The organism is Micromonospora sp. NPDC048868 (assembly GCF_043198195.1).
Lineage (GTDB): Bacteria > Actinomycetota > Actinomycetes > Mycobacteriales > Micromonosporaceae > Micromonospora > Micromonospora reichwaldensis.
Genome location: NZ_JBICUN010000018.1, coordinates 132,547 through 147,852 on the forward strand (window position 1 = coordinate 132,547; position 15,306 = coordinate 147,852).

Annotated in this window: 11 protein-coding genes and 1 pseudogene; 8 read left to right on the top strand and 4 right to left on the bottom strand. The window is 69.8% G+C overall.

What is annotated here, in order from left to right:
* The 3 genes from ACGFNF_RS24535 to ACGFNF_RS24545 all read left to right on the top strand — a co-directional run bounded on the left by ACGFNF_RS24535 (position 1) and on the right by ACGFNF_RS24545 (position 2,393).
* On the top strand, positions 1 to 963 hold the full coding sequence (locus ACGFNF_RS24535; RefSeq protein WP_393170939.1) for an acetylxylan esterase: 963 nt from the start codon (positions 1 to 3) through the stop codon (positions 961 to 963).
* A 432-nt stretch (positions 964 to 1,395) separates the two neighbouring features.
* Positions 1,396 to 1,905 carry a hypothetical protein gene (locus tag ACGFNF_RS24540; protein WP_393170941.1) on the top strand — a complete coding sequence of 170 codons (510 nt, stop codon included), beginning with the start codon at positions 1,396 to 1,398 and terminating at the stop codon, positions 1,903 to 1,905.
* Entirely contained in the window at positions 1,896 to 2,393 is a 498-nt protein-coding gene (locus tag ACGFNF_RS24545; RefSeq protein ID WP_393170943.1) for a hypothetical protein, read from the top strand. Before ACGFNF_RS24540 ends, ACGFNF_RS24545 begins: the two co-directional genes overlap by 10 nt.
* 926 nt (positions 2,394 to 3,319) lie before the next feature.
* Here ACGFNF_RS24545 and ACGFNF_RS24550 read toward each other — a convergent pair.
* The gene (locus tag ACGFNF_RS24550; protein WP_393170945.1) at positions 3,320 to 3,709 is read right to left on the bottom strand and encodes an OsmC family protein; all 390 of its coding nucleotides are present in this window, start codon (positions 3,707 to 3,709) and stop codon (positions 3,320 to 3,322) included.
* A 330-nt stretch (positions 3,710 to 4,039) separates the two neighbouring features.
* On the opposite strand from ACGFNF_RS24550, the pseudogene ACGFNF_RS24555 reads away from it, so the two are divergent.
* The 3 genes and pseudogenes from ACGFNF_RS24555 to ACGFNF_RS24565 all read left to right on the top strand — a co-directional run bounded on the left by ACGFNF_RS24555 (position 4,040) and on the right by ACGFNF_RS24565 (position 8,462).
* A pseudogene (locus ACGFNF_RS24555) lies at positions 4,040 to 4,831 on the top strand (transposase family protein).
* Positions 4,832 to 5,421: 590 nt separating this feature from the next.
* Positions 5,422 to 6,888 carry an endo-1,4-beta-xylanase gene (locus ACGFNF_RS24560; protein WP_393170947.1) on the top strand — a complete coding sequence of 489 codons (1,467 nt, stop codon included), beginning with the start codon at positions 5,422 to 5,424 and terminating at the stop codon, positions 6,886 to 6,888.
* A gap of 191 nt (positions 6,889 to 7,079) precedes the next feature.
* Positions 7,080 to 8,462, top strand: coding sequence for an RICIN domain-containing protein (locus ACGFNF_RS24565; RefSeq protein ID WP_393170949.1), 1,383 nt, complete (start codon positions 7,080 to 7,082; stop codon positions 8,460 to 8,462).
* A 156-nt stretch (positions 8,463 to 8,618) separates the two neighbouring features.
* Here ACGFNF_RS24565 and ACGFNF_RS24570 read toward each other — a convergent pair whose 3' ends face one another.
* On the bottom strand, positions 8,619 to 9,137 hold the full coding sequence (locus tag ACGFNF_RS24570; protein WP_393170951.1) for a FadR/GntR family transcriptional regulator: 519 nt from the start codon (positions 9,135 to 9,137) through the stop codon (positions 8,619 to 8,621).
* A 41-nt stretch (positions 9,138 to 9,178) separates the two neighbouring features.
* Here ACGFNF_RS24570 and ACGFNF_RS24575 point away from each other — a divergent pair, with 41 nt between their 5' ends.
* Positions 9,179 to 9,565, top strand: a complete 387-nt coding sequence (locus tag ACGFNF_RS24575) for a hypothetical protein (RefSeq protein WP_393170953.1) — start codon at positions 9,179 to 9,181, stop codon at positions 9,563 to 9,565.
* A 506-nt stretch (positions 9,566 to 10,071) separates the two neighbouring features.
* Here the strand turns inward: ACGFNF_RS24575 and ACGFNF_RS24580 are convergent.
* On the bottom strand, positions 10,072 to 11,130 hold the full coding sequence (locus ACGFNF_RS24580; protein WP_393170955.1) for a LacI family DNA-binding transcriptional regulator: 1,059 nt from the start codon (positions 11,128 to 11,130) through the stop codon (positions 10,072 to 10,074).
* A gap of 32 nt (positions 11,131 to 11,162) precedes the next feature.
* Positions 11,163 to 12,743, bottom strand: coding sequence for a glycoside hydrolase family 43 protein (locus ACGFNF_RS24585; protein ID WP_393170957.1), 1,581 nt, complete (start codon positions 12,741 to 12,743; stop codon positions 11,163 to 11,165).
* Between the two features lie 368 nt (positions 12,744 to 13,111).
* Between ACGFNF_RS24585 and ACGFNF_RS24590 the strand changes: the two genes are divergently transcribed.
* The gene (locus ACGFNF_RS24590; protein ID WP_393170959.1) at positions 13,112 to 15,169 is read left to right on the top strand and encodes a cellulase family glycosylhydrolase; all 2,058 of its coding nucleotides are present in this window, start codon (positions 13,112 to 13,114) and stop codon (positions 15,167 to 15,169) included.
* The last annotated feature ends 137 nt before the right edge of the window (positions 15,170 to 15,306 follow it).

Here is a 15,306-nt window from a genome sequence, read left to right on the forward strand (position 1 = left end):
GTGGCACTGAGCGATTTGAGCCTCGCCGACTGCTGGGCGTACCGGCCCGACCTGGCTGCCCCTGCGGACCTGGACGCCTTCTGGGCACGGACGCTGGGCGGGGACGAGCCCGGACCAGCGGCGTACGAGCCGGTCGACACCGGTCTCACCCAGATCCGTACCTTCTCCGTCACCGCCCGTGGGTTCGCCGGCGAGCCCGTGCACGGTTGGTTGCACCTGCCCGCGCACGTCACCGGCCCGCTGCCATGTGTGATCGAGTACCTCGGCTACGGCCGTGGCCGTGGGCTGCCGCACGAGAAGCTGTTCTGGGCCGCGGCGGGCTTCGCTCACCTGGTCATGGACACCCGAGGTCAGGGCTGGAGCGCGGCGTCCGGAGCGACCCCCGACCCGCACGCTCATCCGACGGGCACGATTCCCGGCTTTCTCACCCGTGGCGTCACCGACCCGGACAGCTTCTACTACCGCCGGCTGGTGACCGACGCGTGCCGGTTCGTCCGCGCCGCCCGGGAGTTGCCCGCCGTGGATCCCGGGCGGGTCGCGGTGACCGGCATCAGCCAGGGCGGTGGCCTTGCGCTGGCGGTGGCGGCCCTGGTCCCGGACGTGGCGGCTGTCATGCCCGACGTGCCCTTCCTGTGCGACTTCCGTCGTGGCGTGCAGGTCGCCCTCCGTGGCCCCTACGGAGAGATCGCCGAATACCTCAAGCTGCACCGAGACCGGAGCAGCCAGGTGTTCCGCACCTTGTCCTACTTCGACGCCGCCGTGCTCGCCCGCCGCGCGACCGCGCCCGCGCTCTTCTCCATCGCGATGATGGACCAGACCTGCCCACCCTCGACCTGTTTCGCCGCCTACCACCGCTACGGCGGCGAGAAGGAACTGCGCGTGTACGAGTTCAACGATCACGAGGGTGGCGAGGCCGAGCACCAGCGCGAACAACTCGCCTGGCTGCACAAGATTCTAAGGTGAGACCCGGTGGTGCCCGGACCGCACGAACTGGCAAGGCCCGGACGCACGTGATGGCGACCCGGCAGGGCACTACCCGGTTCCGCCGCCCCGGCAGCAACGCGACCGAGTCGGAAGACCTGTGGGACTGCATCGAACAGGCCGTCGAGCGGACCGTGGAACTGACCCGTTGCCCGCGCTGCGGAGCACATCCGGAGCAGCCCGCACGGACGTGCCCCTGCGCGCGGAAGCCGTGAGCAGGTGATGCGAGATCCTCCCGGGCGACGCCGCGCAACGGCCCTCCTGGCATTCGGCGAATCCTGGCAGGATGATCAGGTGCTCGTGGTCCCCCGCCTTGTGGCGTCCTTCCACGTGCCGGCGAATTCCCCTCGCGTACCCGGTGCCCCTCGCACCGTGGACACGCCGGCCGTCCAGCGGTGGCCGCATCGCCGGCTCGTGGTGATCCGTCGGGACGACGAGCTGTTGGCGTACGACATTGACCGGCTCGTCGCCGGTGACGACGCTCCCGCCGCCCGGTTTCCGGCGCCGTGGCCGCGCGGGGCGGGCGGGGTCGATGCGGTGAGCCCCGCCCTCGATTTGGCGGTCTTCAGCGGTCAGCACGCGTTGCACGCGGTCGACGCGGCCGGCGCGCTGCGCTGGAGGGTGCGGCATGCCTGCTGGGGTTCGCCCTGCCTGTCATGGCACGACTCCTACAAGGAGTACGCGGGAATCGACGGGCACCGCCATCCCGACCATGGCTCGTGCGGGATCAGCGCGGACGGCTCGACGGTGTGGGCGCACGTACGCACCCCACTGCCCGACGACGGCGAGTTGGAGTTGGACGAGGAGTGGCTCGTGCTCGACGCCGTCGACGGTCGCGTCCTGGGACGATCCCCGACGGACACCGCGACCGCCGGCTCCCACCACGTTCCTCACCTCACCCCGACCCCGGGCAGATGGGCCTGAGCGTCGGTGAGGGGCAGGACGGTTCGCCGCTGCGGTGGGGCCGGTGGGACGGCAGCCAACTCACCGTCACCCGCATCGGTGACGACGACCGCTGTCTCGTCGATGTCAGCCCGTGTGGGACGCGGTTGCTCACGATCGACCACTGGGGGAGGCGGCCGGCAATCCACCGTCTTCCCGACGGCGCAGTGACCCACGAGGTCGCCGACCACCAGATTCTCCCGCATCCTCAAACACCGTCGGATGTCGAGGAGGAGCCGTTCTGGGGCTACCAGTGCGGCTTCGTCGACGAGCGCACGGTCATCGCGAGCACCATCGAGGGATACGGGCCTCCGCGACACTGGCTGATCGACACGACGCGGGGGGATGTGCTGGGTCAGGTGGAGTACCCGATGCCCGTATCGGAGGACCCGATGGCGCTCGGTGACGGCACCTGGCTCACCTGTTGTGAGGAGGACCCCTTCCGGTTGCTGCTGTGGAGCCTCCCCTAGCCTAGGCATCGATTTCATGCCGGTACCAATGCCGGGGGTCCCCGTCGACCTGCAGCCACAGCATTTCGTCGCGGCCGACCTTTCCACGTCCCCAGCCTGACGGTTGTCGGTCGTCCGGCAGCACCAACTGCTCGCGTCCCTTCTCAAGGACGACCTCCCCCTCACGGCGGGCTCGACGGATCTCCCAGAGGAACCCTCCGCCCGCCCGGCGCTGGTCGAAAAATGCGAACTCGGAGCCTGCGACGGCCAGGCCACTGCATCTCGTGACGGTGTTCGGCGTGACCGCCCGGACACCATTCGGTCGAGCTCGACCAGAGGGAAGTCGGGGCAGGGGCGGGCGTGGATCCGCTCCCGGCCGACATTCAGCGCGTAGCAGTCGCACCAGGCAAGCAGATCGCCGGATGAATCTGCATCTCGGCTCAACCCACGGACCGCAGCTGGCCGATGCATGTCACCTCTTCTGCCGCGATGATGGCGCCCTGCGAGCCGCAGCAGTCGACACCGGGCAGTCGCCTTGCCGAGCACCCCAGCGCCGGACGGCTTCGAAATCACCGAGGTTGCTGACACCGCCGCCGTGAGGCTGCCCATCAAGCAAGGCCGCGTGCACGCTTCTTCCGCGAAGCGCTCGTCACCCAGGTGCCGTCGGCGCCGGGCGCCCGGCGTCCGGATGCGCCGAGAACAGTGCGTGCACCTGGCTCGGTCACGCCCAGGCGTTGCCTTCCCGGGCACCGACAGGCCTGGGTGGTCGAACAACTTCTCAGGCACGCCAGGCTCGCACCGAGGGACCGTGTGAACGCGCGCTCGATCAGGTGCTCGCTCATGCCGCTGATCGGGTGTGTCGACGCTTCGCGGATGGTGAAGCCAGCGCCATCGGCTTGCTCACCGGGTGGGGCGATCGGTGTGAGCTTCGCGGACAAAGGGGCAAGTCAGCTTCTCCGTACCGTGGTCCCGGCTCGAATCGCCCGCGGGATCTCGGCGACATCGTCGACACGATCCAGCAGCACGGCAAGTTCCTCGACGGACGCGGGTGAGCTCAGCTCGACCTGATAGGTGATGCCGCTCGATATCCACGTCTGCGTGTCGAAACCACCCTCAGCCGATACACGTACCCCGTCGATGCGGATGCCAAGTTCGCCTGCCTCCCGGTATATGTCGTTCAGGACGCATCCAGCCGCAGCGAGGTGCAACAGGTGGGCCCCGGTGAAGTCCGCCTCGACCGTGACGCCCCCAGGGGTCCACCGGTGTGGGAACCGGATCGCACCACCGTCATCTGAACTGAACGAGCCGGCGCTGACCACGACTGCAAATTGATCCACCGCTTGCTCCCTGCCCGATTTTCCTCGCCGACCGGCTCATTGTGATCCGTCACCGGCATCACCACCAGATGCCGAGGCATCCGCTTCTGCCGCGATCAGCTCATCTTCCAGGGCTCCGAGCGCTAGACGGGCGGTCAGGAACGGGCACGACGGCGAATGATGGGCGGCGAAATCGGAGACCGCTGCCATACTCCCGCGTCATGAGTGAGGGCTTTTCATCGTGATGGGCCTGGTCACGATGGGCGGCGGGAGGCATGTGTCGACATAGGACGAGGCCCCCGGTAAGGCAGCAGTCGACCAAGATCCGATGCCCCAACCGGGAGCCTCGCTGTGCTGTCTTACCCATCTGCGGTCGCGCTGTCCAGCCGCACCCTGAACCACCTGGCCGACCTCATCCGTGCCGAACGCACGCGCCGCCGTGGCCGGTGGCGACGCCTTGACGCCGGCCGGCAGGCCCTGCTCGCCCTGGCCCATCTGCGTAACGGGGACACCATCGCCCGTCTGGCCTGCGGATTCGCGGTTCGCGTCACCACAGCCTGACGGTACGTCCGGGAAGCCATCGACCTGCTCGCCGCGCACGCCGAGGACCTGAACGTGGCCATGCGGCGCATCGCCCGGCTCGCGTACGCGAGCCTGGATGGCACCCTGATCCCGATCGACCGGATCGCGCGGACCAGAGGCCGTACTACTCCGGGAAGCACAAGCGCCACGGAGTCAACGTGCAGGTCATCGCGGACTGCAAGGGACGCCTCATCTGGGCCTCGCCCGCCTTGCCCGGGCGCTGTGCACGACCTGACCGCCGTCCGCACCCACGGCTTGATCGACGCTCTGAGCAGCACCAACGTGATGACCTTCGCCGACAAGGCGTACCAAGGCGCTGGCGGCAGCATCCGCACGCCGTTCAAGCGCCGCCGTCACCGGCCGCGGCTGTCCCGCCGGCAGAAGACGGTCAACCGGCACCACGCCAAGATCCGCGCCGTTGGCGAGCGCGCCGTCGCCACCCTCAAGGGCTGGAAGATCCTGGCCAAGCTCCGAGGATCACCCCCGCGTGCGCGGGGAGCAGCGTCTCCGTACGCTGCTCGATCTTCCCCGTGCGGGATCACCCCCGCGTGCGCAACCTGACGCACGCCCGCAGCGCGTCAGGGCGCAGCGCGGAACTCGCCGTCCGATCGGGTCATGATATCGCTAACATGGCTTGACATCGATTTTCCCGGCCGAGGTCGCCGGCCCGGGCACCCAGTCGGGATGTCCCGGTCCGGCGGGGCCGACGCCGGCTTCTCGCTCGCTGAACCCGGTCTCGCGGACGTGTGCCTCCGGCGATGCGCGCCGCGTCCGGCGCGCTCCGACTGTGCCCCGGAGGTGTGGGCATTGCGGCACCGGCACGTATTGACGAACGGGATGTTATCGCTCACTCTCGATGTCGAGGATGACGGCACCTGTGGCTCACCGGGCGAGCTCGCTGGCCGAACCTCGCGTCCAGGGCATCCCCAGGGGTGCGCGGACGTCGCTTCAGGACCATCAGCAGCTGTGTGCGACAGCCGGTCGGACTGCCCGTGCCAGCGCGGACCGGCCGACGACGACCGGCGGAGCGCACCTGGGCGGCGTCGCCACCCACCCGTCTGACCGTCCGCGAGCCGCGTCCGCCGTCCCGGACCGGCTTGCCCGAGCGAACTGGCACATCACCACCACCGGATTCACTGGGAAGGAATGCCATGAGATCCAAGAGAACCCTGCTGTCGACGATGGCCCTCGCCGTCGCGTTGACCGCGGGTATGACGGTGGCGCTGGCCCCGACGGCCAGTGCCGGGACGACCCTGAAGGCGTCCGCCGCCGAGAAGGGGCGCTACTTTGGCGCGGCCGTCGCGACGGGCAAGCTCTCCGACAGCCAGTACGTTGGCATTCTCAACCGCGAGTTCAACAGCGTTGTCGCCGAGAACGAGATGAAGTGGGACGCCACCGAGCCGCAACAGGGTCGGTTCAGCTACACGGGCGGTGATCGTCTCGTCAGTCACGCTCGGGCCAACGGCATGAGCGTGCGGGGTCACGCCCTGCTCTGGCACGCGCAGCAGCCGGGTTGGGCACAGAGCCTCTCCGGTAGCGCGTTGCGCAACGCCGCGATCAACCACGTCACCCAGGTCGCCACCCATTTCCGAGGCCAGATCCACTCCTGGGACGTGGTGAACGAGGCGTTCGCCGACGGTGGCAGCGGCGGTCGGCGTGACTCCAACCTGCAGCGCACGGGCAACGACTGGATCGAGGCGGCGTTCCGCGCCGCCAGGGCGGCCGATCCCGGCGCGAAGTTGTGCTACAACGACTACAACACTGACGGCGTCAATGCGAAGTCGACCGGTATCTACAACATGGTGCGGGACTTCAAGTCCCGGGGCGTGCCGATCGACTGCGTCGGTTTCCAGTCCCACCTGGGCACCTCGCTCCCGGGTGACTACCAGGCCAATCTGCAGCGCTTCGCCGACCTCGGGGTCGACGTGCAGATCACCGAGCTCGACGTCATGAAAGGCTCCAACCAGGCCAACATCTACGCGACGGTCACGCGCGCCTGTCTGGCTGTCTCGCGCTGCAACGGCATCACCGTGTGGGGTGTGCGGGACAGCGACTCCTGGCGCGGCACCGACGACGCCCTGCTGTTCGATCGGTCGGGCAACAAGAAGCCGGCGTACACCTCAGTCCTCAACGCCCTGAACGAGGGTGGCAGCCCACCCACTACGCCGCCGCCGGGCTCCCCGGTGGACACAAGTGCCTGGTACGTGCTGGTGAATCGGAACAGCGGCAAGGCGTTGGACGTGTACAACCTCGCCACCAACGACGGTGCGCGGATCACGCAGTGGGCGCGGAACAACGGCAACCAGCAGCAGTGGCAGTTCGTGGACTCGGGTGGCGGCTACTACCGGTTGAAGTCCCGGCATTCCGGCAAGGTGCTGGACGTCTACAACTTCTCCACCTCCGACGCCGCGGCGATCGTGCAGTGGAGCGACGGCAACGGCACCAACCAGCAGTTCCGGCTCGCCGAATCGACCGGGGGTTACGTGCGTGTGATCAACCGCAACAGCGGCAAGGCCGTGGAGGTACAGAATGCGTCCACCGCCGACGGGGCCAACATCGTCCAATACACCGACTGGGGCGGCAACAACCAGCAGTGGCAACTGATCCGCATCGGGTAGCTGGTCTTCCGTTCGGTGGCGCGGACGGCATCCGTTCGCGCCACCGCAGTCGGGCAGCCGGCCAGGGACGTGCGCCGGTGGCCGCATCGCGCTCGTACGACGAACACCGTGCTGACGCCGGACGTCGGCACGCACACCAGGCCATCCGCGTGCGTTCGGCTCGCGGGTGACCCCGACCAGAGGAGTGGACCATGAGTGCCATCGGTGCGGCTCGTCCCGCCCTTCCACGGAGACATCGCTGGCGGTCAGGGCTGGCCGCAGCGGCTGCGGCGGTCATCGCGGCCGGCACGTTGGTCGCCGTGAACGCGGCCCCTGCGGCCGCGGCGACCGTGGACACCAGCGCCTGGTACGTCTTGCTGAACAGGAACAGCGGCAAGGCGCTGGACCTGTACGCCTCGGCCACCAACGATGGTGCGCGGATCAGCCAGTGGACGCGGAACGACGGGGCGAACCAGCAGTGGCAGTTCCTGGACTCAGGTGGCGGCTACTACAGGCTGAAGTCCCGGCACTCCGGCAAGGTCCTCGATGTGCACAACTGGTCGACCGCCGACGGCGGAGCGATCGTGCAGTGGTCCGACACCAACGCGACGAACCAGCAGTTCCGGCTCGCGGACTCGGACGGCGGTCATGTCCGGCTGATCAGCCGGCACAGCGGCAAGGCCGTGGAGGTGCAGGGTGCCTCCACCGCCGACGGTGGCAACATCGTGCAGTACTCCGACTGGAACGGCGCCAACCAGCAGTGGCAGCTTGTCCGCGTGGACAGCGGCAACCCGCCGCCGGGAGGCACCGGGTGCGGTAGGGCACCGACGCTGTCCAGCGGCACGCACACGATTCAGAGCAACGGCAGGAGCCGCTCCTTCATCCTGCGGGTGCCCACCAACTACAACAGCAACAACCCATACCGGCTGATCTTCGCGTTCCACTGGCGCGGCGGCACCATGCAGGAGATATCCTCGGGCGGCACCAGCGGGACGGCCTGGTCCTACTACGGGCAGCAGGAGCAGTCGAACAACAGTGCGATCCTGGTCGCGCCCCAGGGAATTGGCAACGGCTGGGGCAACGCCGGCGGTGAGGACGTCACCTTCGTCGACGACATGATCAGACGGATCGAGAGTGACCTCTGCGTCAACCCGAGGCAGCGGTTCGCCCTCGGCTTCAGTTGGGGCGGCGGCATGAGCTATGCGCTCGCCTGCGCGCGGGCCACCGTCTTCCGGGCGGTCGCGGTCATCTCCGGCGCACAGATCAGCGGGTGCAGCGGCGGTACGCAGCCCATCGCGTACTTCGGGCTGCACGGCATCTCGGACAACGTCCTGAACATCTCGCAGGGGCGGTCGTTGCGCGACACGTTCGTCCGGAACAACGGTTGCACCGCCCAGAACCCGCCCGAGCCGGGGCCGGGCAGCCGTACGCACATCACGACCACCTACTCCGGCTGCAGGGCCGGCTACCCGGTCCAGTGGGCCGCGTTCGACAACGGTCACATGCCGGGACCGGTCGACGGGACGTACGCCGAGAGTGGCGTCACCACCTGGACCAAGGGCGAGATCTGGAGGTTCTTCGCGCAGTTCTCGTGACGCAGACGGGTCAGGCGGCGCCGGCCCCTGCGACGCGGGGGCCGGCGCCGCCTGACGTCGGGCCGGGATGGCGAGGATCCTGCGCGCCGGCCTCCTGGCCGGGTCAGCGTTGCAGGCGGGCCGGCTTGCCCGAACCGCTGCGGCGGACCAGCCAGGTCACGGCGATGTGGGGGTGAACATGGCCTCGGCCGCGCCGTCCGGGTCGTGCGCGGCGATGCGCTCGTAGATGCGCCGGTGGCCGCGGTTGGACGCCACGCACAGCGAGCGTTCGGTCCGGCCCATGTAGCGGGCGGTGTTGATGACCTGGCTCTCCAGCGCCTGTACGACACCGCGAGCGATGCGGTTCCCGGACGCCTGCATGACCGTGTCGTGGAAAGCCCGATCGTGCTCGTGGTAGGTGACGTGGTCGTCGACGAGCTCGTCCATGCGGTCCACCAGCGCGCGTAGCCGGTCAATGGTCTCTGCGTCGGCGAGGCGGGCGGCGACGTTCGCCATGTCGGACTCCAGCACCCGCCGGGTGGCGACGAGGTCGTCGAGGATGGCGAGGCAGGCTGTCGTCCTCTGCAACCCCGGGTCGATGAGCAGCACGCCGGCGCGGCCTTGCACGACGATGGTGTTGCTCTGGAGGAATTCGCTCTCGTGAACCAGTACGCCGTCCGCGACCTGCCCCAGCACGAGTTCGCCTCCCGGATGGCGTAGTGGTGCATCGTGACGCCGTGCTTGAACGATCGTTGCTCGAGCAGGTCGAGCTCGATCGGCATGTCGACGGGCATGACCGGCTTGCCGCGTGCCTGGCCGAGGTGGTCGAACCACCACTGATGACGCTGATGGCGGTCGTTGACGCCGACGAAGTGGACCGGCGGAACGCGTGGTCGGTGCGCCATCATGTCGAGACCGTCTCCCACATCGAACGCGAAATCGCGAAGGGCACGCCGGGAGCCGCGCGCGCTCTGGTCACCGAGCAACGGCGGCTCGCCGGCGATCTCGTGACGCCGAATTTCGGCGCGAAGCCTACCCGGGCCTGGATGCTCCCCGGCGGCGTACCCGCATGGAACCGCGCAGCAGCCCTGGCCGACCCTGTATGGGCGGAACATCATCGCTGACTGCACCATGGCCGGTTCGCGGCTCGGCCATCGTCGCTCATGCACGACCCGCGGCTGTGCATCAGGCGACGATGGGGGACACGACCACGGGCATCGGCTCGGCAGATCAACGCCTTGCCGGACCCTTCCTGAAGTGACCCCTGAGGTCGCACACCTCCTGACTTGGCATCCTGCCGGGAACGAAGAGCCCTCCGTGTGCACGGAGAGCTGCTGACGTTGATCTTCATGGCCGGCGGGATACCCGGCCATGAGCACGAGGTGCTCGTGTTGCCCGGGAAGGCCACGACAAGCAGGACCTGGCCTCGCTGTCGCACCTCTCGCCGCGTACGGTCGAGTAGCACGTCGCCAGCCTGCTGCTCAACACCGGGCACGCGAACCGCAGGGCGCTGCGCGGCAGCGTCGACGACCTGCTGCGGCCCAGACAGCCGGGCCGGAAGCCTGCCGTGACCGACGGCCGGGACGCGTGGTCCCGGCGGGTGCCGGAACCCGCGACTGTCGCGCCCGCCCTACCGGCCTCCGGGCGGGGCGGTGCTGCCGCGGACGGTGAGTGTCGTGGCCAGCTCCATGCCGATCTGGGTCGTCCGCTCTCCCCGGCCCAGGGCGAGCGCGAGTTCGGTGGCCGCCACCGCCATCTCGACGATCGGCTGACGCACGGTGGTCAGCGGCGGGTCGATCAGGGCGGCGATGGGCAGGTCGTCGAAGCCGACGACGCTGAGGTCCGCCGGGATGCGCAGGCCGAGGTCGCGGGCGCCGCGGTAGACGCCGACCGCCTGCAGGTCGTTGCCGGCGACGACGGCCGTCGGCCGTGGTTCGCGGCTCAGCAGCGCCAGGGCGGCCTCGTGGCCGGCCTCGGTGGTCAGCGGAGTGTTGCTGATCAGTCCCGGATCGACGGTGAGGCCGGCGGCGTCCATGGCGGCGCGGTGGCCGTCGAGCCGGGCGCGGCTGCACAGGACGTGCTCCGGCCCGGCGATGACGGCGATGCGGCGGTGGCCGAGCCGGATGAGGTGGCGGGTGGCTGATCGGCCACCGGACCAGTTGGTGGCGCCGACGAAGGGGACGTCGTCGGGCAGTTCGCTCGTGGGGTCGAGCACGACGAAGGGGATGCCCCTGGTACGTAGCTGGTCGCGCTGCTCGTCGGTCAACTGCGCCACCGTGATGACGCAGTCGGGGCGGCGGGCGAGGGTGTCGTCGATCCAATAGTGGATGGCGCTGCGTTCCGGCCCGAACTCGGTCAGCACGACGCCGACGCGCTGTTCACGCGCGACCCGCTCGACCCCTCGAATGATCTCGATGCCCCACATGTGCTGCAACTCGTCGAAGACGAGCTCCATCATGTTGCTGCGGGTGACCGGCGACGACCGGCGGTATCCGTACCGGCTGATCAGGGCCTCGACCCGCGCCCGGGTGTCGGCGGACACGCCGGACCGGCCGTTGATGACCTTGGACACCGTGGGGACGGACACGCCTGCGCTCCGGGCGATGTAGGAGATCGTCACGGGCCGGGACGGATCGTCCGGCTGGTGGTCCTGGCCGGCGATTACCTCCCCTGACTCGGCGTGCGACATCCCAGCCCCCTCTCCTCGCCGGCCGGTCCGGGTCACGGCGCCAGGATAGTGCCGGCCACGTCGAGCGGTTCGTAGTCGAACCAGTCGACGTGGACGGTGCCGGAGGCGGCGTACACGCCGATCACCCGGCCGGTGAATCCGCCGGCCACCTCGGTGGACAGGTATCGGCCGTCGAGTTCGGCGAGCTGGTCGAAGGTGCCGTCGGGGTGCTGGATGCCGAGCCGCAGCACGTCGGGCTCCTCGCACGGGTGCCAACTGCCGGGCGGGGAGGCGACCACGTCGACGCGAAGCTGGACCGGGCCCGGTGCCACCGGGCGGGTGGCGACGGTCGGGTGCACCGACCCCAGCCGGGCCACGACCCGCACCCGGCCGTCGCCGACCTCGATGTCGTAGTGGTGCCGCTCGTCCAGGCGTACGGCGAGCCCACCCACGCCCTCGGCCGGGTCGACAAGCGTCCGGACCCGGCAGGACAGGTGCTGCTGGCGACGGCCGACGAAGGTCACGTCCGGTTCGTCGAGCGACGCTCCGCGGGCGTGGAGGGTGAGCCAGCCCGGGCGGGCCGCCGTCGACCAGCACCCGGCGGGTCGGGACCGCACCGACACCCAGCGCGGACCCAGCCGGGCGTCGACGAAGTCGTCGCGGACGGGCGGCGCGGGCACCGGCCGGGGCGGCCACGGTGGCGCGGGCATGACCGGGCTGACGTCGCCGATCACCGGCCACCCGTCGACCCAGGTGACCGGTGCGAGGTACGTCTCCCGGCCCAGGACGTGCCATCCCGGGGTGCCACCGCCCGGCCGTACGCCCAGCAGCGCCATCCACCAGGAGCCGTCGGGCGCCTGGACGAGGTCGGCGTGGCCGGTGTTCTGGATCGGCCGGTGCGTGCCGCGGTGGGTGAGGATCGGGTTGGCCGGGCAGGGCTCGAACGGCCCGTCGGGCGCGGGACCACGGGCGATGGACACGGCGTGCCCCCGCTCGGTGCCGCCCTCGGCGATGAGCAGGTACCAGAGGTCGCCGATCCGGTACAGGTGCGGGGCCTCCGGGGCCTGCGCGCCGGGTGCGCCGGACCACGTCCGGCGCGGCGGGCCGAGCGTCCTGCCGGTGTGCGGGTCGACGCGCACCTGGTGGATGCCGGCCGTCGTGCACCAGCAGTCGCCGTTCTCGTCCCAGGCCAGGTCCGGGTCGATGCCGGCGACGTCGGGCAGTCGTACCGGCTCCGACCACGGCCCGGCGGCGTCCGTGGCGGTGAAGACCATGGTGCCGGCGTCGGGCGCGACGTTGGTGACGATGAGCCAGAACCGGCCGTCGTGGTGGCGCAGCGTGGGCGCGTAGACGCCGCCGGACGAGGGCATCTGCGGTGGCAGGGAGAGCTGGCTCGGCCGGTCCAGCGCGTTGCCGATCTGCTCCCAGTGCACGAGGTCGCGGCTGCGGAAGATCGGCACGCCCGGGAAGTACTCGAAGCTGGAGCAGGCGAGGAAGTAGTCCTCGCCGACGCGGCAGATGCTCGGGTCCGGGTGCATGCCGGGGATCACCGGGTTGTGGAACACGCCGCCGGCCCAGTGCGGCGGACCGGCCCCAGGCTCGGGGGCGGCCGTCTCCTGCTGCGCGATGCTCATGCGGCTCCCCACGGGCTGAGAGAAATTTTCTCTATCGACAGCGATAGTTGCCCGGAAAGGCTAGGAAAGCGGGCCGGTGAAGTCAACGCCGTGGGCGATCGCCCGTCCGACATTGACGCCCGTCGAGGAAAAAGCGTACCGTCCAGCGCGAAACTTTCGCTGTCTCGGCGGCGGAAGGCGGGAGCAGCGCAGCGCACGCGGAGGAAGGGCACCTCCGCGCCAGATCCGTCCTGCGCGCGGCCGGCACGGCCGGCCGGCGCGCAGGTCATTCCTCCTTCGAGCGCTGGAGAACCCATGCCCTCATCCACCTGCTCGTCGCCACGGCGACCAGCGGCCGTCCCCACCGCCACAACCTCAGGGACCGGCTCATGAGACTGCGAAGAACACGCCTGCGCGCCGGGGTCGTCGCCCTGGGCGTCGCCGCGCTGCTGACCACCGGCATGGTCGTGGCCACCACCGCCCAGGCCGCGGCTGGCTGCTCGGTCGCCTACGCGACGACGGCGCAGTGGCCGGGCGGCTTCACCGCCGACGTGCGGGTCACCAACCTGGGCGACCCGGTCAACGGCTGGCGCCTGGCCTGGGCGTTTCCGTCCGGGCAGCAGGTGAACCAGGCCTGGAACGCGACCGTGACCGCCTCCGGCAGCCAGGTCACCGCTACCAATGCGAGCTACAACGCGGCGATCGGTACGAACGCCACGGTGTCCTTCGGCTTCAACGGCTCCTGGTCCGGCAGCAACACGGCACCGTCCGCGTTCACGCTCAACGGGGTCGCCTGTACCGGCACGACGGGCCCGTCGACGAGCCCGACCGTCTCACCGTCGACCTCGCCCCGGCCGGCCGACCCGATGGCCACGGTGGCCGCGATGGAGCCCGGCTGGAACCTGGGCAACACCCTCGACGCCATCCCCGGCGAGACGTCCTGGGGAAACCCGCTCACCACCCAGGCGCTGCTGCGCCACGTACGCTCCCAGGGCTACAAGAGCATCCGGCTGCCGATCACGTGGAGCAACCACCACGGCCCGGCCCCGGACTACACCATCGACGCGGCCTGGCTGGCCCGGGTGCGGCAGATCGTCGACTGGTCGCTCGCCGAGGACCTCTACGTGATGGTCAACCTGCACCATGACTCGTGGCAGTGGATCAACACGTACCCGTCCGACCGCACGACAGTCATGGCCCGGTACACCGCGCTGTGGAGCCAACTCGCCGACGAGTTCCGCGACGACTCGCAGAAGCTCGTCTTCGAGAGCATCAACGAGCCGCAGTTCGCCGGCACCACCGGCGACGATCAGAACTACCAGGTGCTCGCGGAGCTCAACGCCGCCTTCGTCGACCTGGTCCGCGACAGCGGCGGCGGCAACGCGACCCGGCTGCTGGTGCTGCCGACCCTGCACACCAACGCCGACCAGGGGCGGCTCGACGCGCTGACCGCCGAGTTCGACGCGCTCGACGACCCCAACCTGGCCGCCACCGTGCACTTCTACGGCTACTGGCCGTTCAGCGTCAACATCGCTGGCGGCACCCGCTACGACGCCACCGTGGAGCAGGACCTGATCGGCACCTTCGACCGCGTCCACGACACCTTCGTAGCCCGCGGCATCCCCGTCATCATCGGCGAGTGGGCCCTGCTGAACTGGGACCACAACCGGCCGGGCGTCATCGAGCGCGGCGAGTTCCTCAAGTTCCTGGAAGCTGTCGGCTACCACGCCCGCGTCCGGAAGCTCACCACGATGCTGTGGGACGCGGGACAGTTCCTGAACCGCACCACGCTGCAATGGCGTGACCAGGGTGTCTACGAGATGTTCAGGGCAAGCTGGTCGACCCGCTCCGGCACCGCCTCCTCGGACCAGGTGTACGTGCCGCGCAGCGGCGCGATCCCGGCGAAGTCGCTGACGTTGAACCTCAACGGCCTGACCTTCCAGGGGCTGTGGCAGGGAAGCACGGCGCTGGCGAACGGTGCCGACTACACCGTCTCCGGCAACACGCTCACGCTCACCCCGGCCGCGCTCACCCGGCTGGCCGGCAACCGGGCGTACGGCGTCAACGCCAGCATCGAGGCACGCTTCTCGGCGGGCGCGCCATGGCGGATCGACGTCGTCACCTCCGACCCACCGACCCAGGCCGCCGCGACGGGGACGACGCAGTCGTTCGCCGTCCCGACCCAGTTCCGCGGTGACCAACTGGCCACCATGGAGGCGAAGTACGCCGACGGCAGTCCCGCCGGACCGGCGGACTGGACCCCGTACAAGGAGTTCTGGCAGCACTTCCAGCCCGACTACGCCGCGTCGACGATCCTTCTCAAGCCCGAGTTCTTCGCCGAGGTCGACGACGGCGTCGTCACCCTCACGTTCCACTTCTGGAGCGGCGCGCGGACCACGTACCGCATCACCAAGACCGGCACCACGGTGACCGGCAGCACCCTCTGAAGTCCGGCGGCGGCCCCGCCCCCCCCCCCCCCCCCCCCCCCCCCCCCCCCCGGGGCCGGGGGGGGGGGGGGGGGGAACCCCCCCCCCCCCCCGGAAGGGGCCCCCGCCCCCCAGTTAGGAGCGGGGAACCCGCGGCG